We start from the raw sequence: 23,535 nt of genomic DNA, 5'->3' as shown, positions 1-23,535 counted from the left end.
GTTAAATAAATTCCTTTTAAACCGAAGAGGCACAGAGAACGCTGAGATTATAAAAACTATATTTACTGCTATTGAATCAGAATTATGCAAGATTGAACCTTGGTAGAAAGGGTTTTTTGAAGCCCTTGCTCAACTTTGCTAATCAGTTTATCAAAAGCCTCTCGATCTGCTGTCAATTGTTCTTGAAGAACTTTCTCTAACTCAGGCTTTATTTGCTCACACATATCATCGATTTTTTTGTCACTCAAAAAACTAGAACGAACCCAACTAGGTACGTCTACATTTGTCTTGATTACTTCTTGAACACTCTTACGATTTAGCTCCATTCCTGCTGCCATAACCGAAGCCCCATATACTAATGCAATAGGCCAGGTTAAGTGTCCAGTTAGGATGAGAGTGATGATGCTAGCTACAGTGCCTCCACCAATTACTACATTGACAATAAAGCCCACTGTCTCAGCCAAAATAGCATCTCCAATTCGTAACTCTGGGTTAACAAAATTTGGGTCAATACTATCCTGGAACCTTAAGCTGCTTCTAGGTATCTGAAACTTTCGACATATTGGATCGGTTTGTGCGGCTAAATCTGGTTGGATTTTATTGCTAAACCAATAAGCGCATTGATGATTAATTATCTGCACAGCTAGATCGCTTTTGAGCCACTGTTCTGCCCGACTGATTAAAGATGTTTCCAAATCGGCTAAAGTCCGTATTTTGTTTTTTTGCCAATCTTTTAAAGCTGGTTTAACTGCATTCACGAGCAAGCCGTCTGTCAAAGGCTTAGTTAATGATTCGATTAACTCCGGGATATGCCTCTCAATCAAACCTTTAAGTTTGTTCGAGGTAAATAGTTTGTTGACTTCTTCTTTAAAAGCAGCAGCACGCAGATCCCATCGTCCTACTCGTGCTAAACCCAGTGCAATACACCGTTCCGGTTCTGGATCGGGGCGAAGTAGCGTTTCTGGTTCGGGAAACATTTCCTGACAAAGCAAGTGCGTAAACTTCATGCGAGATGCACCACCAGTCATCAGCAAAAGTTTCGGCACGATTCCAAGTTTTTCCAGCTTTTCTTTCGCCTCAGTTAAAGAGTCGCTAAACGATCGCACCCAACTATGATGCTCTAATTCAGGTAAGGGCTGGTTTAAAATTTCCTCCATCATCAATTTATTTACTTGGGGAATAAAATAAATCTGTTCGTTGATCGACTCGAAGCCACGCGCAAAGGATTCAGGATCGCTATATAGCTGTTCATTAGAAAAGTAATCTTCTTTAGCTTTGCGACAAGCAAGTTCACAACGAGCTTGGTGATGGGGATATTCCTTAAATACTTTTTCGAGTAATGCTTTTTGCTCGTGGTTGGCGAGAGTCCGAGCAAAAATAGCTTTGTCAATTAGAGATGCACCTAAAGTATTACTCCCGAAATCTATCGGGATTTCTTCTAAGCTTTTAACCAAAGTAAAATCTGTGGTTGAAGAACCAATATCGACAATTAACACCGATGCAACAAGTTTGTCATACTCCAACTTCCCGGCTTCCTTGGCTTGCATGAAAGCAGCCCGCGATTCGGGTACAACATTTATTTGGGGAATACCAGCTTCTTGAAGTAGCTTTTGGTATTCGGTGCGATCGCTAACTGACCATCCTGAAGGGCAACCTATGTAAAAATAGCTACCTTTCCCACCTTCAAGTTGTTTGCTTTCTTTCAAAAGGCGGTAGTATGTTGCCACAAAAGTGCTAATTGTTTCCCGATATTTGGGATCGTTATTGGGTTTTTGCTTAAAAGAAATTGTCAGTTGGGTAACGCCAGCTTGAATTAATGCTTGTTCGCCGACAAGATAACCGAGTTTAGGATGCCAACCCAGGGCTGTAATTTGGTTCTTCTTGTTATTAATCTCCAGCATCTGGGGAGGGTCGATGCTTTCCACTATCGCTTTAGCTACAGCCGTTTCACCGTGTCCCAAATCAAAACCGATTGTTTCTAAAATTTCCATACCCTTATTGTCTATTATTCTCTAGAAGCGGAATATGCTGGCTCAATTACTCGACCGCGCCTAATTAAGCGATCGCCTTTTAACAAAGCGGGAGTTAGAGTCACGTGTTCTTTAGTATCGGGGTCGATACTTGGCTCAAAGTCAAAATAATTGCGATCGCTGTGAGGGTCATTTGGTCGATAAATTTGAGTGTTAATTCCCTGAGACATTAAAATCTGTGGCAGAAGTTTTGCAAGTTCATAAGCCATTTGGGGTTTATCAAGTTTTGATGCGCCCATTAGCCTTTGCAGAAAATTCAATAGCTCTGGTAGTTCTTCTATTGCTAAATCGCCTTCATGTTTATTCCCATCTTCTACTCTAGCTACTGCTAGGTCGATAGTGTTGAGGGCATCACCAAGATGATCTAAAAATACTTTGCTATCAACCCGGAGCAGAGGTTTGGGTAATTCCAATAGCTCTGAAGATATAGAATTTTGCTGATTCTTTAAGTCGAGTTGAAGTACAATTTCTACCCCTAGAAGTACAGAGGTTAGTAAGATAGCCATCCATGCACCTGGGGTAATTTTAGTTAAAGAGAATAACGAACCTAAGATGCCTATATAAATTAGTCCCTTTAGCAGTTTTAGAATTAATCTGCTGGAAAAAAACTTTGTACCTGAGTTAGTAAATTGCTTTCGCTCTGTTGGAGCAATTTGAGAATAGTTAGCCGCAGCGAGAGTGGCGATGGACTGCCGCAAGGTATCTAGGAAAAAGGAAGCGAGACGAACTTGAGCTAAATTAAGCTTTTCAATGTAAACTCTTTCGAGATTATCAAGTCGATTGTGAACCAACTTAACTATCTCATCGATGTTGGTTGTGTTATCAATATCTGTCTGGAGTTGGTTGCGTTCTTCGCTAAAAAGTGAGGTGATTGTTTTCATTGCGTTGACTAAGACTTTAACGTTATTAATAGGAGTGAAATAAATAGACAACTGCTTATTTCAACCTGTAATCACATGATGACTGATGTAATTAATCTAGGTTGGTGATTCCAGCATTTTGTTAGTGGAAAATTACGCTCAATGTTATGTAGAAATCTTGTATATAGTTGAGATCGCACCTAAACTACTGATGAGGCAGGGCCAGTGGGGCGTTTAAAACCACCTATTGCCTAACCATTGATTGCAAATTACTTGCTAAGGAAGGAGGAGCAGAATGTTTATTTGTGTCATTGCAGACTACGGTACAGGAGATCCGGCATTTACAGAAGTCACACAACGTCTGCTGATGGCTTTTCCCCATGCCCAAATTCATTTGCTTTCGGTTCCAGCATTCAGTACCTTAGCAACGGGATTCTGGATTGCCCAACTAGGACTCAACCCTGGCCCTAGCGATCGCTTAATTTATCACAACTGTGCCCCTCGTCAGGATGATCCTGAAGCCCGTCGCGATAATGAAGGTGAAGGACTAACTTATGCCCTTTTATCTAATGGTGTAAAAGTAGTAGGTGTAAATGCGGGCTACACTCTCTCCTTTATCAAAGACTATACAAAGGAGTTGCGAGTAGTGAACGTTTCTCGTGGTGGATCGCAGTTTCGCTCACGGGATGTGTTTCCTCCGGCTGCGGCTGCCATTATGAATGAAGATTTTAGCCTTCTAGGAGATAGCCTTAAGAACGAGCAAATCCCAGATGTTCCACCAGATCGAATTGCCTGGGTTGATGGCTACGGCAACATCAAAACAACTATTGGGGCGCATACACTAAACTTGGAGCCTCAAAGCAAGATTGTGATTCGAATTGGAGATGTGGTTAGTGATGCAGTATATTCTGATGGCAGCTTCAAGGTATCTGAAGGAACTTTAGCCTTTGCTCCAGGTAGTTCCGGTTGGTCAAGAGGCGATTCAGGAGAACCATTGCGCTTTTTAGAGCTATTTTTGCGAGGAGGGAGTGCTTGGGAGCGCTTTGGCCGTCCCCGTGTGAATCAGCAAGTAACTCGAATTGTGTGAAATCGGGTAGTTACCTTGTGTTTATGCATTGCATCAGTTATTCCAAAGCGATCGCACCCAAAAATTCTAGAGGAAAACTCATAAACTCCTAAATCAAATCCATTCCCCACGCCCTACAGATAAGCACTATCTATGTTTATCTGTAGGTATGGGCATTAGTGGTACTAACAATAACTAAAACAGAAAAGGATACAGAGCAACTAAATTTATTGATGGCGATTATTAATTTTGAATTTTGAATTTTGAATTCGGAGTGAAACGACGTGACAATTGGGGTTTGGGTATTAGGCGATCAACTTTGGGTAAAACAAGCAGCTTTAGAAAGTTGTTTTCATCAGGAGAACGTGCCTGTAATTTTGATTGAGTCACTGCGTCATGTTCAAGTAAGACCTTACCATCGGCAAAAGTTAGTCTTACTTTGGTCGGCAATGAGGCATTTTGCCCAAGAGTTGCGACAACTAAAATATTCAGTAACATACAAAATAGCTGAAGATTTTGAAGCACCACTCCAAGAATGGATTAGGGAAAATCAAATTACTCAATTGCGGGTGATGACACCGAATGATCTACCATTCACCCAAATGATTCAAAGTTTAGAACTTTTCTGTACAATCACTTTGATTCCTAACAATCATTTTTTGTGGAGTACAGAAGAATTCAATCATTGGGCATCAGATCGTAAGCGCCTGTTAATGGAAGACTTTTATCGGGAAGGAAGGCGACGTTTCCAAATTTTAATGGAGAAAGATAAACCAGTTGGTGGACAGTGGAATTTAGATAAAGAAAATCGTCAACCACCCAAAGGTAAATTAAATACACCACCTGCACAATGGTTTGAACCAGACGAAATTACTCTCGATGTCATTGCTCAAGTTAATTCTCTCACTTGCCCAACTTATGGGGAAATAAAACCTTTTCGCTGGGGAATAAATCGCCAACAGGCACTTCAAGTATTAGATTGGTTTATTCAAAATCGTCTACCGCATTTTGGCCCCTACCAAGATGCAATGGTAACAGGGGAAGAAACAATGTGGCACGCGCTACTTTCTCCTTATTTGAATATCGGTTTACTCCAACCAATGGAGGTAATTCAAGCCGTACAACAAGCATACTTCCAACAGCAATTGCCTTTAAATAGTGTAGAAGGTTTCATTCGTCAGGTGTTGGGTTGGCGAGAATATATGCACGGCATCTATCACTATGTAGATGCAGATTACTCAGATAAAAATTGGTTTAGCCACACACAACTGCTACCTGATTTTTTCTGGACAAGCAGAACCGAAATGAATTGTCTACACCAGATTCTTACGCAAGTGGAACGCACTGGCTATGCTCATCATATTCAACGGCTAATGGTGTTGAGTAATTTTGCTTTGATTTCCGGACTTTCACCACAATCTGTAGAAAACTGGTTCCATGCAGTGTTTATTGATGCTTATGACTGGGTAATGCAGACAAATGTCATTGGTATGGGTTTATTTGCTGATGGAGGTGTGTTGGCATCAAAACCTTATGCTGCTTCTGCTAACTATATAAATAAAATGAGTGACTATTGCAAAAGTTGTGTTTATAACCATAAGGAACGTGTCGGTAAAAATGCTTGTCCGTTCAACTTCTTTTATTGGGATTTTTTTAACCGACACCGCCAACAACTACAGTCTCAAGGAAGGATGAGTTTTATTTTAAAGAATTTAGATAAAATGTCTTCTGAAGAATTACAGTCTATCCGCCAACAAGCCCAAGATTGGCACGCCCAGTCGTAGTGTATCGCAAGGTATTCAAAGCCAGTCACTTATCAGTACGGTAGAGGTACTTAAATGACAAAAACAACCGAGAACACATTTGGTTTAGGGATGACTAATGAAGATTGGTTTAACTTAGGAAAATCTGATGCTTGGGCTGGAAAAGCTAAATTGGCACCAGAAGAAGATTCTCAAGCTGCTAGTATGTACGACCTGGGTTACTGCGAGGGAAAAATTAAACGGCCGCCAACTAAAATTAGTCAGTACCCTACAGCCTACTTAAACTAGCAGTGTAAACAGTATAAGGGATTTGCAAGAAAATAAGATACCAATTAAACGGGGAAAATTGTGATATCCCATTTAGGTAGAGTTTCGGAAGGTTGCCAGAAGGTTTGGTAGTGTTCTAACTCTTGTGAGAGAACCTTGATTCCTTTTTCATAGGTTGCTTCAACACGGTGAACAATGGGTGCAATCCCTTTCCAAGTCATATTGGAAGCCCACTTGATGGCAACTTCAATCGAATCCAGAATTGCGCCATTCCAATAGTTCTCTAGGGCTGCCCAACACCTCTCTATGGGATTGTACTTGCTATGGTACGGAGGATAGTAAATCAGTCGGATTCTTAAATTAATTGCTTGAGACAGTTCAACCATACGTTTGATAAACTGTGTGCGGTTACTGCGAGTTGCTGCACCACCATCAAGGTCAATTACCCATTCATCATAATCTTGGTAATCGTGTTGATTCTCATACCACCAAGCAGTTAAACAATCGACAATAAAATCACTGGTTTCAGCCGACTGACCTAAGTAAATCGTAAGCTTTTCACTGTGTGTGTTGAGAATGCCAAAAGGAACTAAGACTGCCTCCCACTGTGTATCGTGGTCATCCGCAGCTTTTGCTTCCAGTGTCCGAGCTTTACCACCTCTGGAAAGATTGCCAATCTTCACCTTGGCTTTAGTATCGATAGAGACTCGCAACGATTTGGGATTCTCATCCGATGCCTGATTTTCCTGAAACACATTGTCGAAAATGGCATCTGTTTGCGGAATCTTTTTTCAAGGGCTTTGTTTTTTGTGTTTTTTTAGGCGATACCCCAAGCTATTAAGAATCTTCCCCAGAGTTTGACGAGACGGCAATTGACTGTGGTCATAACCTATTTCACTGATTAATGCTTCTCGTACCGCTCTGGCACTGATACGAGCATATAGAAAGGTCGATTGAAATTTTGGAGCTTGGGCTTGAGCATCTACCAAAGAACAAATATCTGCTTCTAAATTGGGCAGAATCTCAACACTATTATGTCGTCCCCTTGCATGATAGTTATCCACACAGACTATCCCTGTCCGCCGTTCATGCAAGCCAAGTTGTACACAGGAGCGATTCCATCCTAAAACTGTTTCTGCAATGCGTGCTGAACTATCGAAGTAATCTTCAGTAACTTTTGCCATGAAGTCTCTTTTACAGCTGCCAGTTAGTTTCTTGGCTGCATCTTTGAAGGTAGATTTTATGGTGTCGGTAAGCATGAACCCTGTGATTCCAATTCTAGAAATTCAGAGCAAACGCGGGCAGATCCGCGCCTCCTATTCTTCTAGAATGACTGGTATTTTATTTTCTTGCAAGCCCCTAAGTGCTGAATGGCGCTAAGAAAAGCCCAAAAGCTTGTGTCGTTTCGTTCCCAGCCTCCAGACTGGGAATGTATTTAAAAGAGGCTCTGCCTCAATTCAAGCTACCGGAGGCGGCAGCCCTTCCAGAACGGATTTCCAGTCTCTAGGCTGGGAACCAGTCAGAACAAGGGCTGTATCTTTTCTTAGTGCCATTCGTATCAGTGCTTTTGTTCAGTATCCTACAGCAATACTCTTGAGATGATTTTAGACTAATACCCTTGGGATAAAATAATTTCCCTGTCGGTAACGCTTGTAGAGACGTTGCATTGCAACGTCTCTACACACCGGAAAACCTCACCAATAACCTTAACTAAACGGTAAGGAATAAGTGTTTCTGAAAGTTCTTGCCTAAGTGATGGCTTAGTTAAGGCAATTTAGCGATTTCATTCAACGACTGTTACTGAAGCCCCTTCATTTGATGGAGGTATACCGGGTAACTCAAGACAGTATCCAGCACCATACACTGTTTTGATATAGCGGGGATGGCGAGGATCGGGTTCTAGCTTGGTTCTCAAGTGGCGAATATGGACTCGAATCGTTTCAATATCGTCATCGGGATCGTAGCCCCAAACTTCTCTGAGGATTTCGCTAGGAGAAACTGTTTGACCGTGGCGTTGCAATAAGCAGTGAAGTAGCTCAAATTCCAAATGAGTCAATTTCACCGTGTCATTGAACCATATTGCCTCAAATCTTTCGGGAACAAGGGTCAATGATCCATAGTTCAGAATCTCACTATGCTTTGCGGCTTGGGGAATGCGGTCAGTACGTCGCAAAAGTGCCCGCACCCGTGCCAACAGTTCTTCAACTTCGAAAGGCTTGGTGAGGTAGTCATCTGCGCCAGCATTAAAGCCTTCCACCTTGTCCTGAGTTTGGCTCAAAGCCGTCAACATTAACACGGGAATCTCAGAGGTGCGATCGTCTCGGCGCAGGCGTTGGCAAACTGTAAACCCATCTACTCTGGGCAACATTAAATCGAGCATGATCAAGTCTGGTTGAAGCTGGAGAGCCAGCGCTTGACCTTTGATGCCGTCTTCAGCTTGACTAACATCGTAGCCAGCCATTTCCAAGTTGACGGCAACTAGTTCTGAAATCGCTGGGTCATCGTCTATGACAAGAATCCTCGGCATTCTTAAAAATTATTACTACTTATTAAGGATAATTAACAACCTTTGATAGATACAAAGATTTTTGAAACGATTCTAAAAAAGTTTTTAAATCTTACATAAATATTAAGATTAAATGACTATGAAATCAAGACTCAACTACATGAAATCTTATAGTCTATGATGTGTTATACTCCCCCCTACAATCCGTCTTGGTTTTTACAAAACGGTGTGATGATGACTGTATACACTGCTTTGTGGGGAAAACGTCACTGGCAAAGTACTACTAAAGACCCAGAACCTTCTTATCACGAGAAAATCTTTGTTGGTGGCCAAGGTGTGCCAATTTTTGGCTTGGTTGCCATCCCGGAAAATGCCCATAGCACGATTATCGGCACTTACGGCATTACTGGAGAGTTAAAAACAGAATGGTTTTTGAGGGTGCTAGGGCGTAAAGCCTACGCTCAAGGATACGCTGTAGTGTTGTTTGATTGGCGGGCCCACGGGAAAACTGCCGAATTGTCGCCAACTCTGACTTCTGATGGTTTGTATGAAGGGGAAGATTTTGTTCGCATCGCCGCCGCAGCTAAGGCAATGGGATGTCCTGGGAAATTTTGGTTTACAGGGTTTTCTTTAGGAGGTCAATTGGCACTATGGGCAGTGAAGGTGGCTGGTGAGGTGATTAGGGAATATGAAGATTTAGGACTAGAAGACAGCGATATTGGCGGTGGTATGGTGATTTGTCCGAGTTTGGATTCGGAGCGATCGCTATCTTATCTAGTTACAAAACCCTTTGGTAGATATTTGGAAGCGGGGATTGCCCAGAATTTAAAAAAACTAGCATGGCGAATTCATGATGCTCATCCTGGAAGCATTGACCCAGCAGCGATTGAACGGGCGAATAGTATTTGGGGTTTTGATAACGAACTGGTAATTAACCGATTAGGTTTTTCTTCTGTGGAAGCATATTACCAAGCTAGTAGTGCTTTACAAATATTGCCGCAAATCTCAAAACCGACTTTGATTTTATATGCTGCTGATGACCCACTTTTTGACCCAGCCATCATACCGGAATTACAAGAAGCTTGCGATCGCAATTCCGCAATAGATTTATTGCTCACTCAGTACGGTGGTCATGTTGGCTATTTGAGTAGTAAAGAGTGCCAGCGTCAAGTACAAGACTCCGATCCTTGGTGGGCATGGAATCGGATTTTACAATGGTTGGAGCAACAGCGCAAAGAATAAGTAGCTCGGCGTAAATAATTATCAGTGGGATAAGACAGGGGCAAGGCAAAAATAGTTTTAGCTTTCTTTACCTTTCTTCACACATTTTGCTTTTATTAGACCGCCTTACTTAATACTAAGATTTTGTGATTGAAATGAAGTCGATGAGAATACACAAAATATTCATTAGAGCTAATAAATACTGGCTTAATAGAATTTAATAAATGTTTCTAAAAAACCTTTGTCAAGAAATCATGACATTATCTTTAATCTAGATTATAGCTCTAACTTTTGCTTGCTGATAGAAAAGTTGACTTGCTCCATAAAACCCCACTCCACAACGAGAGTTTCTAAGCCTTAATGTGTAAGAATAGCCAAAAAAACAGCACCAAACTTCTGTAGGATTTGCCCAAATTCCCGGTAATTATATCGGGATAGTAGGCTTCTGAATTTTGGACAAAAAACTTCCATTGACTCTTTCAAAGGATAGGATTAATGTTGTGAGTAGTCCTTAGAAGGACACTCTTTATGCATCAAAAAATCAAGAGGTATTTCCTATGATGATGATGATGACTGAAACCATGACTGCCGAAATGCAAGCTTGTATGGAAGTTTGTATGGACTGTCATAAAATGTGCATGGAAACCATGACTTACTGCATGGCCAAAGGTGGTATGCAGATGAACAAGGACATGATGAGCATGATGAGCATGATGCGCGATTGCTCTGAAATGTGCATGATGTGCATGAATATGATGATGAGTGGTTCTGAGTTCATGGAACGTACTTGTATGCTCTGTGCTGAAATGTGCGATCGCACTGCAATGGCATGTGAGATGATGAGCGATGACATGAAAATGATGGAATGTGCTGCTGCTTGTCGTAAGTGTGCAGACTCTTGCAGAAGTATGCAAATGATGCCTGCTTAATTTCCCTAACTAGCAGAAGTTTCTCTGCAACCTAATATTCAAGCGCTCAGACTCTTTGGGGTCTGGGCGCTTGAAGTTAAGATGATTTTGAATAATTTGCCATGTCCCATCTATTTCTGCGTTCACTCCATCAAAATCAAGCGCAGAGGATCTAAACGCACATACCAAGGAAACGGTTGATCTTTCATAGTCACCCATTTTTCTTTGAAGACTTCAGCTTGCAGATGGTAATCTTGAGAATTCTTACCAGCAGAATGTAGTTTGAGAAATAATGTCATTCGGTGGGGCGTTTCACTTGTTCGTACTATCCAGCAGGGAAAGGTATTCTCCTGTGATGAGTCGTTGGTAAAAATGAACTGATGGGCACGAATGCCGACATGGGATAATTCGCTCGTGACTGGTTCAATAACTTGAAGAGTACAACCCCAATCAATTGCTTCTATCTGTTGTGATGACTGGAGAACAGCACGGGAGAAGTTTTTACATCCGGTAAGTTGAGCGACACTAACGGTAGCAGGATGCTGGAAAATATCGTATTTGCTGCCATGATGAACGGCTCTACCATGCTCCAATACCAATAGATTCGGACAAATCCGATAAGCTTCTTCCATATTATGGGTGACAAATAGAGTCACACCTTGGTAGTCAGCAAGAGTTTCTGTCATTTGCTGCTCTAATTGACTACGTAAATGGGTGTCAAGTGCCGAGAATGGCTCATCTAAAAGCAATGCTTCCGGTTGGCTTGCCAATGCTCTTGCCAAGGCTACCCGTTGTTGTTGGCCTCCAGAAAGTTGGTGCGGATAGCGATCGCCTAATCCCTGCAACTGCATCGCTATTAGTTGCTCCTCTACCTGCACCCGGATACTTCCAGCAGATAGTTTTTTGGGCAAACCGAAAGCGATATTTTGCGCCACACTCAAATGCGGAAATAGCGCGTAATTCTGCACTAAAAAACCGATGCGGCGATCGCGGCTGGGTAGATTAATTCCTTGTTCTGAGTCGAACAGAACTCTGCCATTTAAAACTATGCGTCCACTAGAGGGTGTTTCTATCCCCGCAAGGCAGCGCAAAATCATACTTTTACCTGCACCAGAACCTCCCAATAATCCCAAGGGTTGCTCATCAGTAGTAAAAGCAACTTTTAAATCAAAGCTAGGAAGTATTTTTTCAATATTGACAAACAATCCACCAGATTCAAAGCTAGATTGCGGGCTATAAAAAATTTCTCCCCTTGCTCCACTTCGGCTACGCTCAGTGACCACCTGCCCTCCGCCCCCTGCCTTCTTCTTTTCCCTCAATTCTTGCCAGAAGTTGACTGCAATTATTCCAGATAGAGAAATCACCATAATTGCGATCGCCCAAAACCACGCCTCGTTCATTGCTCCCGCTTCCACAGCAAAATAAATCGCCATTGGGATTGTCTGCGTTTGTCCGGGAATATTACCAGCTAACATCAATGTTGCGCCGAATTCTCCCAAAGCACGCGCAAAAGCGAGCATTGTGGCGGCGACAATGCCGGGTAGTGCTAGGGGTAAACTGATACGCCAAAAGATTGTAGTTTCGTTTGCACCAAGGGTTCTAGCTACTCGCAGCAAGTTGCCATCTATTTGTTCAAATGCTCCCAGTGCAGTTTTATACATTAAAGGGAAAGAAACTACGGTGGCTGCGATCGCAGCACCATACCAAGTAAAAACGATGGTGAAGTCAAAAGACTCCATAAGTTTCCCTACAGGGCCATTTTTGCCAAAAAATAGCAGCAGCAAAAAACCGACAACTGTAGGCGGTAAAATCAGTGGCGCAATAAAGATACCCTCAATCAACGATTTACCTTTGCCACCATATCCCAGCATCCAGTAAGCAGCAGCAATACCCAAGAAGAAGGTGATAAATGTAGCAAGTAATGAAGTTTTGAGTGATATCCAAAGAGGCGATAAATCCAATGGCATAGTTGCGTAGGGAAGAATTAGCTCAACTAATCCCTAATTTACCAACTTGAATTGAAATATGCTGGTAAAGTTGGTAAGTAAGTCAGCGTAAATAATTAAAGGTTCGTAGTGTACCCCCTTTAAGAGCTTTCTACACATATCCTAGTTGGGAAATAATTTCAATACTTTTTACATTAATTAATGTAGTTTAGTTATTCTCACCGACTTACTGAAATTACATAAAAATATTCAATAAAATTCCGAAAAACAAAATATTCATATTGGAGAATATGTTAGGACTGATACAACTGGCATATACATTTTCTGTTATGTAGAGCCTAGAGCAAAGCCCAAGGCAACAGAAGTCTCAGGCTCTGCTCTGGAGAACCTTTACAAAACAAATATGACACTTGCGTAAGTCCTCAGAAAAATAGTAAGAGGATATTTTTATGGCTATCTACGGTACTTCTGGCAATGACAATCTAAACGGTACTGAATCCGCTGATATTTCGATTTTTGGCTATGGAGGCAACGATCAGATTAATGGCAAAGGCGGAGATGACATAATCGATGCTGGAGAGGGAGATGACTTGGTTCTTGGCGGTAATGGTAACGACACCATTCTGGGCCGTATTGGCAAAGATACTCTTTACGGAGAGAACGGCAATGATGTTATTTTTGGTGAAGCAGGCGATGACTTTATATGGGGTGGAGCAGGCACTGATCTTTTAATTGGTGGAACAGGTAATGATACTTACCTCATCTCTGCAACAGGAGATACGGCTGACACGATTACTGAATATATTAACGAAGGTACTGATACGGTTCTATCCTATTCTAGCTACACTCTAGGGGCAAACCTGGAGAATTTAACATTGTTGAATGCAAATACTGCTTACTATGGCTTTGGCAACAACCTCAATAATGAGATTACAGGAAATGAATACTCAAATTTACTAAGTGGTTTGGGAGGAAACGATTACCTTCAAGGTAAAGGTGGGAACGATTATATTTACGGTGGTGATGGCATCGATAACCTGATCGGTGGAACTGGTAATGACTCACTTTATGGTGGAACAGGTGGTGATGTACTCTTCGGCGACGAAATCACCAATGGTAGCGGTACTCCCGCAGGTAATGACTACTTGAGTGGTGAAGATGGTAACGATCTACTCTACGGAGGAGGTGGCAATGACACACTCATTGGTGGTGCAGGCAATGATTTCTTCAGTGGCTATGGCGGTAGTAGCGGCGAAATAGATAGGTATACTGGCGGTACTGGGGCGGATACATTCAGCCTTGGTTTTAATGGATCTTTTAGCACCAACATTGATTATTTGGGCAGTGGATATGCCTTAATCACAGACTTCCAGCGATCGGAAGGTGACAAGATTAGGATTGGTAGTAGTATCAATAGCTACAGTATTACAACAACCAACTTCAGCGGTGCGGCAGCTTTAGATACCCTCATCTACAGAAATGGCGATTTAATTGCTGTTGTGCAAGATACTACAAACGTATCTACCGCTTTAGACTTTATTGCCTAAGTGAATCTGACTTTTCACGTCATGTACGCCAAATCTAACCCCCTAGCGCACTTCCCTCGTAAAGAAAGGAGAAAATTCAAAGCTTCTCCACTACAAGAAGAGAGGCTTTCTAGATGGTGTGAAAAGTCAGATCCCCAACTTCTGGTAATAAGTCGGGGATATTAGCGATCGCTAATTTTCAGAAATCAGATAGGATTCCGTTAGGGCTACTGACTACAAACTTCCACCCAATAGAAGAGTTTCTGAATTAATCCAGTTTCGTGCTGTAGGCACTAAAACCATAAGCCAAAGTTTCTTTTAAAGCATCTGATGGTTTAAGACTTCTGTTAATAGCATTAGCAAAAGGTACTGGAATTCCCTTAATAGTTTCCGGCAAAATTGCATATTCTGCCGTTGGTTCCACAATGTATTCTGGACACTTAGTTTGGATGCCAGCAGTCATTAACATTTCATTTATTTCAGCACCAGAATATTGCTTGAGATAAACTGGATTTCTCACAAATGGATTCAGCCTTCTGATAAAATTATGGATAATATGAGAAGGGCAAGACTTGTTGTGAAAGGAATGATTAAAAACAAAAATTCCACCAGGTTTTAGCACACGAGATATATCAGCTAATAAGCTTCTTAGCTGTGCATCTGGTATGTGCATAAAGACACAGTTAGAAATTACCAAATCTATAGAATTATCTTCTAAAGGCAATATTTCAGCAGAAGTACAAATCAAGTTAAATTCAGCTTCTGGGAAAAAATTATATTCTTGTTTAACCTTGATTAACCGCCGCAATAAAGGTTCAGAAATATCAATACCATAATATTTTTCACATTTTAGATTTTTCGCTTTCGAGAGATGTAAAGGTGCGCGGCCATAACCAGAGCCAATCTCTAGAATAGAGCCAACAGTTTTATTCAATGGAAATTTGTTCCAAGTACCTCCAGGTGTACCAGTTAGTAAAGTGTAATCTTGTTTGATGGGAGACGTATCTGCAAGTTTTTCAATTTTTTGGGAACCATAATATGTTTTACCAATTGCGTCCCATGTTTTTTTATGTTGAGTATTATTCAATTGTTCATAGTCACTAGGAAAATAAATGCCATCTCGTAATTCAAAGTCATTTAAACTGAATTTTGTATTTGCTAATTGAGTCATTAGGATTATTCCTCATGAATAGTCAAGTCTGTTTTCTGTTATACTCTTAACTCAGCATTAACCGCAAGGCATTTTTACTGAACTGCATCCCAAAGAAAACCGCTATAGTAACAACCTGTCATCCGATCAGAACACAAGTTCGTATACATTAGTTGATGGACAGCAACAATCGGAGGCTGGGATGGTAGAAGGATCACAAAAAAAACGGGTGGTAGTTGTAGGTGCTGGTTGGGCTGGTTTAGGAGCAACCTACCATTTGGCAAAACAAGGCTATGATGTGACCCTTCTAGAAGCAGGCCCCTATCCAGGTGGATTGGTGGCAGGTTGGCAAACAGCCGCCGGAAAATCTGTTGAAGCCGGCATTCATGGCTTTTGGTATCCTTACAAAAATATTTTTTCCTTAATTAATCAATTAGAAATTAATCCTTTTACTACTTGGACTCGTTCTTCACAATATTCACCAGCAGGCTTGGAAGTTGAATCACCGATTTTTCAAGACTTACCGCGACTCCCATCCCCACTAGGAACTTTTCTATATACTCAGTTTAAACGATTGCCACTAATTGACCGTCTGAGCGCCCTGCCTTTACTATATGCTGTTGTTGATTTTGACAATTCTGATGATGCTTGGCGGCGCTATGACTTTGTAACTGCTAGGGAATTGTTCAAAAACTTTAATGTTTCTGCACGACTTTACCGCGAGGCTTTTGAACCAATGTTATTAGTCGGCTTGTTTGCCCCTGGTGAACAATGTTCGGCCGCAGCAACTTTAGGAATGCTTTACTTTTTTATTCTGGCTCATCAACCTGATTTTGATGTAGTTTGGTGTCGGGGAACTGTTGGAGAAAAGATATTTCGTCCTTGGGTGGAACAGATTGAAAAAGCTGGGGCGCGAGTGCTACCCAAGCGCCGAGTTACAGACTTAATTGTTGATAGTAATCATCGCGCAAAAGGTGTGGTTTGTGGTGATGAAGTAATTGAAGCAGATGCCGTGATTTTTGCAGTTGGGATCACGGGGATGAAGAAAATTGTCTCAACTAGCCCTAGTTTACAAAGTCATGAAGAATTCCGTAATTTGAGCAATTTAGGAGGGATTGATGTTTTAGCAACGCGGCTATGGTTTGACCGCAAAATTGATATTCCCCGTCCTTCTAACGCTTGTTTCGGATTCGACGCAAGTACAGGTTGGACGTTTTTTGATTTGAATGCCTTACATGATGAATATCGAGATGAGCCAGGAACGGTGATTGAAGCTGATTTTTATCATGCGAATCAGTTCCTCAGTTTGAGTGATGAGGAGATTTTAGCAATAGTTCAGGGTTATTTAGCAACTTGTGTACCTGCCTTTCGGGAGGCAAAGATCGTTGATAGCAGTGTAATTCGCCTATCTCAGGCGGTGACTCACTTTGCACCTGGTAGCTATCGTTATATGTTGCCTGCGAAGACAAGTTTTGAGAATGTGTTTATGAGTGGGGATTGGATTGTGAACCGTCATGGTTCCTGGTCACAAGAAAAGGCTTATGTTACTGGTTTAGAGGCGGCGAATTTGGTGGTGTCTTATTTAGGAGAAGGTCAGCCAGCCGAGATTTTAGCTGTAGAAGAGGATGAAGCACATATCCAAGTGGCGCGATCGCTCAACCAAACTCTACGTGACTTGGGCAAATCTGTCTTACCTGACTTTTGGTTGCCGTAATCTTTAGGGGCGCGAAGAGTTAGTCATTAATTGTAATCTAAATTCGGTAAGCTAAAGAAAGCTATGCTATACCATTCTTCTAATGTAAATCAAATCACATAAGCTTATGGAGCCAGACTCTTTACAAACCGAGGTGATTCTGACGCACCCGCGTGAGTCACTCGGTAAAGTGCAACTTGATTGGACACCCCAACCTGGAAATTATCTCGATTTTGAAGGTAAAACTTATGCGGTTTTAGAACGCCGCCATAAATACCAACTCAAAGCTGGGCGCTACCGCTTACATAATATTGCTATTTACGTGCAGTCGGCTAAACGACCATCTGAAAAAAGTTTGGTAGGTGGACGCTGGGTAGTTGGCGATGCTACCTGCTCTTACAATGCTCATTCAGAACTCATTCGCTGTGCAGTCAACCCAGAGGGCCCTTGCGAATCTTGCCGCTTTTATGAAAAGTTAGAAGTTAAGAGCTAAGAGAGACGCGATTAATCGCGTCTGTATAAGGAGGAGTTATTTTCCCTCAACTACCCGCACCAAAAACTTCTCCCACAGTTAAGCGGGTACCATTAACAAAATCCCATCCTGACTGGGGACGTTTCCCAGCTAGCTGAACCTCTCGCAACAGCAACAAACCTTCCCCAGTTTGGACGATCGCTCCAATGCCTTTGGTAATGTTCACTACAACTCCCGGTTTGTCTGATACATTTGACAAATCAGGCAATTTAGAAATTAATTCTTGTAGTTCTGGTGGGATGCGATCGCCTACAGAACCAAGGGGAGCCGAAGCGGTAATTTTCAACAAGTTGTTACGAAAGGTAGCCGTGCAGTTAGGATAAAAGCCTCTAATTTGATTGTGTAATTGCATCGCGCTTTTTGACCAATCCAAACCATAATCTTCTTTTTGAATCAGAGGTGCATAAGTAGCTGACAAATTATCTTGGGGTATTGGTTTAATTTCCTGGCGTTCCAACTTCAACAGAGTTTCCACCAACAAATCCCCACCGATCGCAGCTAGTCTTTCGGCTAAATCTTGAGTATTATCCAGTAATCCAATCGGTGTAGTGGCTATTTCTAGCATTGGCCCGGTATCCATCCCCACATCCATTAACATGGTTGTGATCCCCGTTTCCTTCTCACCATTATACAAACACCACTGAATCGGCGCTGCACCCCGATATTTAGGTAAAATCGAGCCATGCACATTAATACAGCCTAACTTTGGCATCTTTAAGATTTTTGACGATAAAATCTGTCCATAAGCGACAACAACAAACACATCTGCGTCTAATTCTTTGAGCTTGGTTAAAGTATCAGTATCTTTTTTTACTTTTTCTGGCTGCCATACTGCTAAGCTGTGGGCAGTGGCGATCGCCTTTACAGGTGAAGGAGTAAGTTTATTTCCCCGTTCCCGGCGTTTATCTGGTTGAGTGACAACTGCCAACACATCAAATTTTGAATGATTCAATAACTTTTCCAACGTGGGTACAGCAAACTGTGGTGTACCAAAAAATACAATTTTCATTAATAATTATTTGTTAATCGTAAGTCATTAGTTAATGGTAAATAATATCGGCTGTTTGGTGGTACAATATTTTCGTATCGAGTGAAACCAAAAGGCTGTTTGATTAACTTACATAGTTAACTTGACAAGTGTAACAGCTAGTATAAGCTGCATTGCCTTTAGGAAACCCTCATCGTTTAGTGGTGTCTCGTCACGAGCCGCTAGAGCATCTACCAAGTTAGTTTTGTTGTGTTCCCGAACGTTTACCCCGAATTGGCATTAAAGGCAGTTGGGTTTGTAAAAAACTATTGCTTCTTCTAGCTATTTTGTAGTTGAGATTGCAATTTATAAATTTGGGTTGCTGACAGCAGTATTTTCTGAGTATGATTTATTATGCGTCTGCTTTCCCAGCTTTTCACATAACACCTCAACTTTACCATTATGAGGGTTTGCGCTGTTATATTTAGTGTGTAACCTGACTTGTTGATTGTGTACTAGCTACAACTAGTACGATCCCCAATAGCTTAAGTTATATCATTTTTTGTTGCCAGCGTTATCGCCTCAACTATAACTTGAATACGCCTTGACTAATATCTCTTTTGGTATTGTCAGGTATATCAACAGCAGGACTATAGATCGTGTAGTAATTACTGAGTTCTCAGCGTATTTACTATACTCGCATACTTTTGCAAAAAAACATTCAGTACCTGAGTAAGAAAAGGTGTAGACAATGATACTTAATTTTTGTAAAACTCAGCAAACTTTGAAGGAAAAATCTCGTCAAAGTTTTTAGTTTCTTGTTATACATATAATTACTGCCTGCCCCATTGCTGCATAGGTATTGCTTCTCACATAGCAACCGCCCCTCTAGAGAGTCTACAAATGCTTAAACCCCTTTTGCTGTCAGGATGGTTCCGCGCGCAACCATTTCTCAATTACGTTGTCGTTGTGATACTGATCGCACCCTTGCTAGGGGCATCGGCTCACTCGTTCCCTGCAAAATCCGAAGTAGCTAAACTAACTTCGAAGGCTGGAGATTCTGACTCTGTATCAAAGGAAATAGCTGTAGTTGGGGAACCTGAGATAGCTGAAATATCGAAAACAGATCAAATCTATTCTTTAACAGAAAAATTTGACTCTGTACCCACACAAAGTCCTGCTGTCCAGGAACCGCAAGTATTACCATCAGATAAAATTGAGTCTTTTGCTCAAGCAGATAGTTATGGGTTAAACAACGATTTAACTGTTCCTGATACTTTGGCAGCAGTTGAACTTGCACCATTAACAGATGTTCCTGTTAGTCAGCTTAATCTAGTACAAAAACTCAAAGCTGCTAATATCAAGTCTTTGAAAGGACAAGAAAAATCTCTCTCTAGAGAAAAGTCTTTTACTAAATCATTGACAGCAACTCAAATAGCGCCAACTCTTAGAGAGTCACAACCAATTACAACAACAGAAATACCTGTTTCTGAACCACGTGATGAGTCCCAAGCTGAACAAATAGATCCCATAGGTAGTCCTCATCCTATTCCTTGGAAATGGATTACAGCGACTCAAGAAGCAATTGGTTCCAACGGTGGTTCTGGAGTTCGTCACTACCGTAGCGTACCCGTGGTTTCTCCAGATGGTAAATATGCTGTTTATAGTCGGGTGCAACTAGAAGTAAAACCCGAAATGTACAACAGCCGTGTTACCAGCGTTCTGTTTGTCCAAGATATGCACACGAAGAAGTTGTGGGTAATGGCTTCAACTACTCCAGTTAGCGATCCTTTATTAAAAGTAAAAGCTCTAAAGGGTGCTTCGTCAGAAGAGGTTAATCCAAACGGTCAAATTGGGGTATTAGTTCCGGTTAGCTGGTCGGAAAAAGGCGATCGCTTTTTAGCACGCAAGTTTGAAGGGATATTTAACACAGGCGATTCTACTGATAGTGCAGTGATTTGGGATCGGCAAAAAAATCATGCTAATATAGTTGCTCCTGCTAATGAGCAAGATGAGCATGAGAAAATTGCCGTCTTGTTAGGTTGGAGTAAAAAGCAACCGGATCATGTACTATTCCGTGCAGGTGAATTGGGTGATGAAAACTGGCCACTAATGCAAGTTGCTAATGATGGCAAGACTGTACCCACAACAGACGAAGATCAGCCGATTACTTTTGGTAAAAAGGTTACAGAGATTTGGGCAGGGCCACAAGTGGCTTACCGATAGTTTATAAAATAATTTATCTACTCCCGTTATCTTCACCGATGGACAACGGGAGATTTTTATTGGGTACTTTCTATACTCAAAACTCCTATATTGACACCCACCCAAATATGTCAATATAGGAGTTTATTTCATCTAAAACTTGGGACAACTCGTTGCAATTGCAATAAAAATATTTAAGACTAAAACTATTAAAACTTATTTATCACCCCTTTCCCATTCAGGTATGGCTCCTTTCACCCGGCGGATGGGCAAATTAGCAATTAAAGCTGTGGTTCGTTGGTTGCTTTCTAAGGAGAACTCCAAGCCCTCTGTCTCAATTTCGACATAGCGACAGACTACATCTAGGATTTCTTTCCGCATTTTTTCCAACGTTTGAGGATCTAAATCAGCGCGATCGTGAGCAATCACCAATTGCAGCCGACGTTTAACTTGAGTTCGACTGCTATCAGGGCCGCGAGAAAAAAGTTTTTCTAGAAGTTCAATCATTACGAATAGGTCTGGCGCGGAGACTAGAAAAGTAAGTTAAACAATCTTTGTCCACAACAACCTTCGTAGACGGGCGAAGATGCTGTCTTGGGATGAGTCGATCTCCAGAAATTCGACACTTTCCCCTTCTAATCTACGAGCAATGTTCTCAAAGGCTGTGGCGGCTAAAGAGGGATTTTCCGCTAACACTAAGGGTTCGCCGCGATTGGTAGATACAATAACACGCTCGTCGTCAGGGATTACCCCGATCAGGGGAATGGCGAGAAGTTCCTGAACATCTTGCACTGACATCATATCATTTGCCTGCACCATTGCGGGTCTGATGCGGTTAATTATTAAATGAACACGCTTGATACCTTGTGCTTCAAGTAACCCCACTACCCGATCGGCATCACGAACTGAGGAAATTTCTGGCGTGCTGACAACTAGCGCTTCTTTGGCAGGGCCGATCGCATTTTTAAACCCATTTTCAATACCGGCGGGGCTATCGATGATCACATACTGATACTTTTGCGCTAGGGCATTGACCAGTAATTTCATCTGTTCCGGTGTGACTGCATCTTTGGAGCGATTTTGGGCTGCCGGTAGGAGTACAAGATTGGGTTGGCGTTTATCTTTCACCAAGGCTTGTTCTAAGCGACACTCTCTGGCCAAGACTTCCACCGCAGTATAGACAATGCGGTTCTCCAGCCCTAGCAGCAAATCCAAATTTCTCAGACCAAAATCCGCATCAACCAAGGCAACTTGACGACCCATTTTGGCTAAAGCCATGCCCAGATTTGCTGAAACTGTGGTTTTACCCACTCCTCCTTTACCGGAGGTAATCACTATAATGCGAGTCATGATAGAAATGCGGTCAATGAGGGTTCAGGAAATATAAAACCGTAAATTGCAGTATAAAGTATGAAGTCTCGTATCAAGTATGAAGAAATATCTGGTCTCCCTGATTCGGGCGAGGATGAATATTTTTTTATTGCGATGTCTTATGACAAGCCGATCCGCGTCTTTGCTCAGTCGTGTTAAATACACTTTGCTAGGGGAAAGGCATTAGAGTAGTGTATTCCATCTACATGAAAACCGCTATATTTCATCCTTCATATTCTTCATCTTTTAAGTAAATATTCAGGGCTACTGATTGCTCTTAGTAAATTGGTTTCTAGAAAAATCACTAGCCCTAGCGATGCGAATCCCTTGGGGCATAATATGTGCCACTTCTGGAGAAAATTGCGTCGGTAATTTTTCTGGTGCCCTAGCTACAGCATCTGCGATCCGCAATTGGGTAGGTTCCATTTGCAAAGCCATTATCAGACACTCACGATTGCCTCCGGCCCCAGCATGAGCAATTCCACGTAAACGACCCCAGATGATAATATCTCCATCTGCAATTACAATACCACCTGGGTTTACATCTCCCAAGATAATTACTGTACCAGGATGACGAATTTCTACTCCAGAGCGGACTGTTGTTTCTAGATAGAGGGCATCTGCCTGGGGTGTAGCTGTAGCTTCTGACCCTGTACTCAGGGAAGTTACAGGCTGCAATTGTTCTACAGAATACCCAGATGTGACGGCTGCGATCGCAGTTTGTCGGCGACTCGTTGAGACAGAAATTAGCCGCAGTTGGACTTCAGTTAAAGCCTCGGCGAGTTCTTGGAGTTGCCTGGCATCTACTAAGCGGTCTTGTGCCATTAGATGTACGGGTGTATTTGCTATTCGGAAGCGATCGCCTGCATTCAAACGTTGCCTGATTTGTTGCCAAATATCAGACCAACTGAGTTCTGAGGCAGATACTTGAGATTCCGGGGGCAAAATTAATAACAGTCGTCCCTCCTTACTTCTTAATTGGACTTGAGTATTATCATTTACGCGATACCCTGATATTGCTGACTCATTGGGATTTGAATCAGTCAAGATAAAATCTGATGCGACATCAGTCTTAGGCTCTACATCTGGGTTAGCAGGATTTGGCTCTACATCTGAGTTAGCAGAATTAGACTCTAAGTCTGGGTTAGCAGGATTAGACTCTACATCCCCAACGATAGTATTTGATTTTAAATAAAGAAGGACGGATCTTAACTCCGCATCAGGGGGGATAGGATCTGACTCTACATCAGAAACAGTAGGATTTACCTCTACCTCCGAAAGGATAGAGTTTAATTCTGCATTAGGAAGTGCAGAATTTGACTTTAGATTGGGAATTGCAGAATCAGAAGTCATGCAGTACTAGCCAAAAGACAAGGGACACTCCGAATCATTACCAATATTAGATCAGTTGGAAAATCTAACAACATGATCAGACCAGAAAGTGCGGAGCATAGATTACTCCCTTTCCGCCATAAGATTACTTGTATCTTCACTTTGCGTTCATTGCGATACCTTGCGGGTACT

General features: G+C 41.8%; 20 protein-coding genes. 9 read left to right on the top strand and 11 right to left on the bottom strand.

Annotation, left to right across the window (positions count from 1 at the left end; genetic code table 11):
• Positions 1-68: 68 nt before the first annotated feature.
• Both FD724_RS20600 and FD724_RS20595 read right to left on the bottom strand, forming a co-directional pair.
• On the bottom strand, positions 69-1,991 hold the full coding sequence (locus FD724_RS20600; protein WP_179073919.1) for an Hsp70 family protein: 1,923 nt from the start codon (positions 1,989-1,991) through the stop codon (positions 69-71).
• A gap of 14 nt (positions 1,992-2,005) precedes the next feature.
• The gene (locus FD724_RS20595; RefSeq protein WP_179073918.1) at positions 2,006-2,911 is read right to left on the bottom strand and encodes a hypothetical protein; all 906 of its coding nucleotides are present in this window, start codon (positions 2,909-2,911) and stop codon (positions 2,006-2,008) included.
• A gap of 274 nt (positions 2,912-3,185) precedes the next feature.
• Here FD724_RS20595 and FD724_RS20590 point away from each other — a divergent pair, with 274 nt between their 5' ends.
• The 3 genes from FD724_RS20590 to FD724_RS20580 all read left to right on the top strand — a co-directional run bounded on the left by FD724_RS20590 (position 3,186) and on the right by FD724_RS20580 (position 6,007).
• On the top strand, positions 3,186-3,977 hold the full coding sequence (locus FD724_RS20590) for an S-adenosyl-l-methionine hydroxide adenosyltransferase family protein (protein WP_179073917.1): 792 nt from the start codon (positions 3,186-3,188) through the stop codon (positions 3,975-3,977).
• Positions 3,978-4,240: 263 nt separating this feature from the next.
• Positions 4,241-5,740 carry a cryptochrome/photolyase family protein gene (locus FD724_RS20585; protein ID WP_179073916.1) on the top strand — a complete coding sequence of 500 codons (1,500 nt, stop codon included), beginning with the start codon at positions 4,241-4,243 and terminating at the stop codon, positions 5,738-5,740.
• A gap of 54 nt (positions 5,741-5,794) precedes the next feature.
• Entirely contained in the window at positions 5,795-6,007 is a 213-nt protein-coding gene (locus FD724_RS20580; protein ID WP_114081729.1) for a hypothetical protein, read from the top strand.
• 44 nt (positions 6,008-6,051) lie between these two features.
• Here the strand turns inward: FD724_RS20580 and FD724_RS20575 are convergent, their stop codons facing one another.
• The 3 genes from FD724_RS20575 to FD724_RS20565 form a co-directional block, all read right to left on the bottom strand.
• Positions 6,052-6,741: a transposase gene (locus FD724_RS20575; protein WP_179073915.1), complete on the bottom strand. Its 690-nt coding sequence runs from the start codon at positions 6,739-6,741 to the stop codon at positions 6,052-6,054.
• Positions 6,742-6,777: 36 nt separating this feature from the next.
• Positions 6,778-7,245 carry a hypothetical protein gene (locus tag FD724_RS20570; RefSeq protein WP_179071339.1) on the bottom strand — a complete coding sequence of 156 codons (468 nt, stop codon included), beginning with the start codon at positions 7,243-7,245 and terminating at the stop codon, positions 6,778-6,780.
• Between the two features lie 524 nt (positions 7,246-7,769).
• On the bottom strand, positions 7,770-8,513 hold the full coding sequence (locus tag FD724_RS20565; RefSeq protein ID WP_094331110.1) for a response regulator transcription factor: 744 nt from the start codon (positions 8,511-8,513) through the stop codon (positions 7,770-7,772).
• Between the two features lie 156 nt (positions 8,514-8,669).
• Here FD724_RS20565 and FD724_RS20560 point away from each other — a divergent pair, with 156 nt between their 5' ends.
• Both FD724_RS20560 and FD724_RS20555 read left to right on the top strand, forming a co-directional pair.
• The gene (locus tag FD724_RS20560) at positions 8,670-9,734 is read left to right on the top strand and encodes a YheT family hydrolase (protein ID WP_179073914.1); all 1,065 of its coding nucleotides are present in this window, start codon (positions 8,670-8,672) and stop codon (positions 9,732-9,734) included.
• A gap of 536 nt (positions 9,735-10,270) precedes the next feature.
• Positions 10,271-10,642 (top strand): four-helix bundle copper-binding protein, encoded by a 372-nt coding sequence (locus tag FD724_RS20555; RefSeq protein WP_179073913.1) that lies wholly within the window; start codon positions 10,271-10,273, stop codon positions 10,640-10,642.
• A gap of 122 nt (positions 10,643-10,764) precedes the next feature.
• On the opposite strand, the gene modB is transcribed toward FD724_RS20555, so the two are convergent.
• Positions 10,765-12,588, bottom strand: a complete 1,824-nt coding sequence (modB, locus tag FD724_RS20550; protein WP_179073912.1) for a molybdate ABC transporter permease subunit — start codon at positions 12,586-12,588, stop codon at positions 10,765-10,767.
• Positions 12,589-13,016: 428 nt separating this feature from the next.
• Here modB and FD724_RS20545 point away from each other — a divergent pair, with 428 nt between their 5' ends.
• Positions 13,017-14,114 (top strand): calcium-binding protein, encoded by a 1,098-nt coding sequence (locus tag FD724_RS20545; RefSeq protein ID WP_179073911.1) that lies wholly within the window; start codon positions 13,017-13,019, stop codon positions 14,112-14,114.
• Positions 14,115-14,361: 247 nt separating this feature from the next.
• On the opposite strand, the gene FD724_RS20540 is transcribed toward FD724_RS20545, so the two are convergent.
• A complete protein-coding gene (locus tag FD724_RS20540; RefSeq protein WP_179073910.1) occupies positions 14,362-15,264 on the bottom strand; it encodes a class I SAM-dependent methyltransferase in 903 nt (300 codons plus the stop codon).
• Positions 15,265-15,445: 181 nt separating this feature from the next.
• Between FD724_RS20540 and FD724_RS20535 the strand changes: the two genes are divergently transcribed.
• Together FD724_RS20535 and FD724_RS20530 are read left to right on the top strand one after the other, a co-directional pair.
• Complete coding sequence (locus FD724_RS20535; protein WP_179073909.1) at positions 15,446-16,957, top strand: FAD-dependent oxidoreductase; 1,512 nt, start codon at positions 15,446-15,448, stop codon at positions 16,955-16,957.
• Positions 16,958-17,063: 106 nt separating this feature from the next.
• On the top strand, positions 17,064-17,429 hold the full coding sequence (locus FD724_RS20530; protein ID WP_179073908.1) for a DUF6464 family protein: 366 nt from the start codon (positions 17,064-17,066) through the stop codon (positions 17,427-17,429).
• 46 nt (positions 17,430-17,475) lie between these two features.
• Here FD724_RS20530 and fmt read toward each other — a convergent pair whose 3' ends face one another.
• The gene (gene fmt, locus FD724_RS20525) at positions 17,476-18,477 is read right to left on the bottom strand and encodes a methionyl-tRNA formyltransferase (protein ID WP_179073907.1); all 1,002 of its coding nucleotides are present in this window, start codon (positions 18,475-18,477) and stop codon (positions 17,476-17,478) included.
• Between the two features lie 861 nt (positions 18,478-19,338).
• Here fmt and FD724_RS20520 point away from each other — a divergent pair.
• Positions 19,339-20,661: a hypothetical protein gene (locus FD724_RS20520; protein ID WP_179073906.1), complete on the top strand. Its 1,323-nt coding sequence runs from the start codon at positions 19,339-19,341 to the stop codon at positions 20,659-20,661.
• Between the two features lie 195 nt (positions 20,662-20,856).
• On the opposite strand, the gene minE is transcribed toward FD724_RS20520, so the two are convergent.
• The 3 genes from minE to minC form a co-directional block, all read right to left on the bottom strand.
• Positions 20,857-21,147 (bottom strand): cell division topological specificity factor MinE, encoded by a 291-nt coding sequence (gene minE, locus FD724_RS20515; RefSeq protein WP_012410010.1) that lies wholly within the window; start codon positions 21,145-21,147, stop codon positions 20,857-20,859.
• 36 nt (positions 21,148-21,183) lie between these two features.
• Positions 21,184-21,990 carry a septum site-determining protein MinD gene (gene minD, locus FD724_RS20510; protein ID WP_012410009.1) on the bottom strand — a complete coding sequence of 269 codons (807 nt, stop codon included), beginning with the start codon at positions 21,988-21,990 and terminating at the stop codon, positions 21,184-21,186.
• A gap of 285 nt (positions 21,991-22,275) precedes the next feature.
• Entirely contained in the window at positions 22,276-23,364 is a 1,089-nt protein-coding gene (gene minC, locus FD724_RS20505; protein ID WP_179073905.1) for a septum site-determining protein MinC, read from the bottom strand.
• Positions 23,365-23,535 lie beyond the last annotated feature (171 nt).

The organism is Nostoc sp. C057, from assembly GCF_013393925.1.
Classification (GTDB): Bacteria; Cyanobacteriota; Cyanobacteriia; order Cyanobacteriales; family Nostocaceae; genus Nostoc; species Nostoc muscorum_A.
The sequence above is the reverse complement of the archived record's forward strand: the minus strand, read 5'-3'. Positions and strand labels throughout refer to the sequence as shown.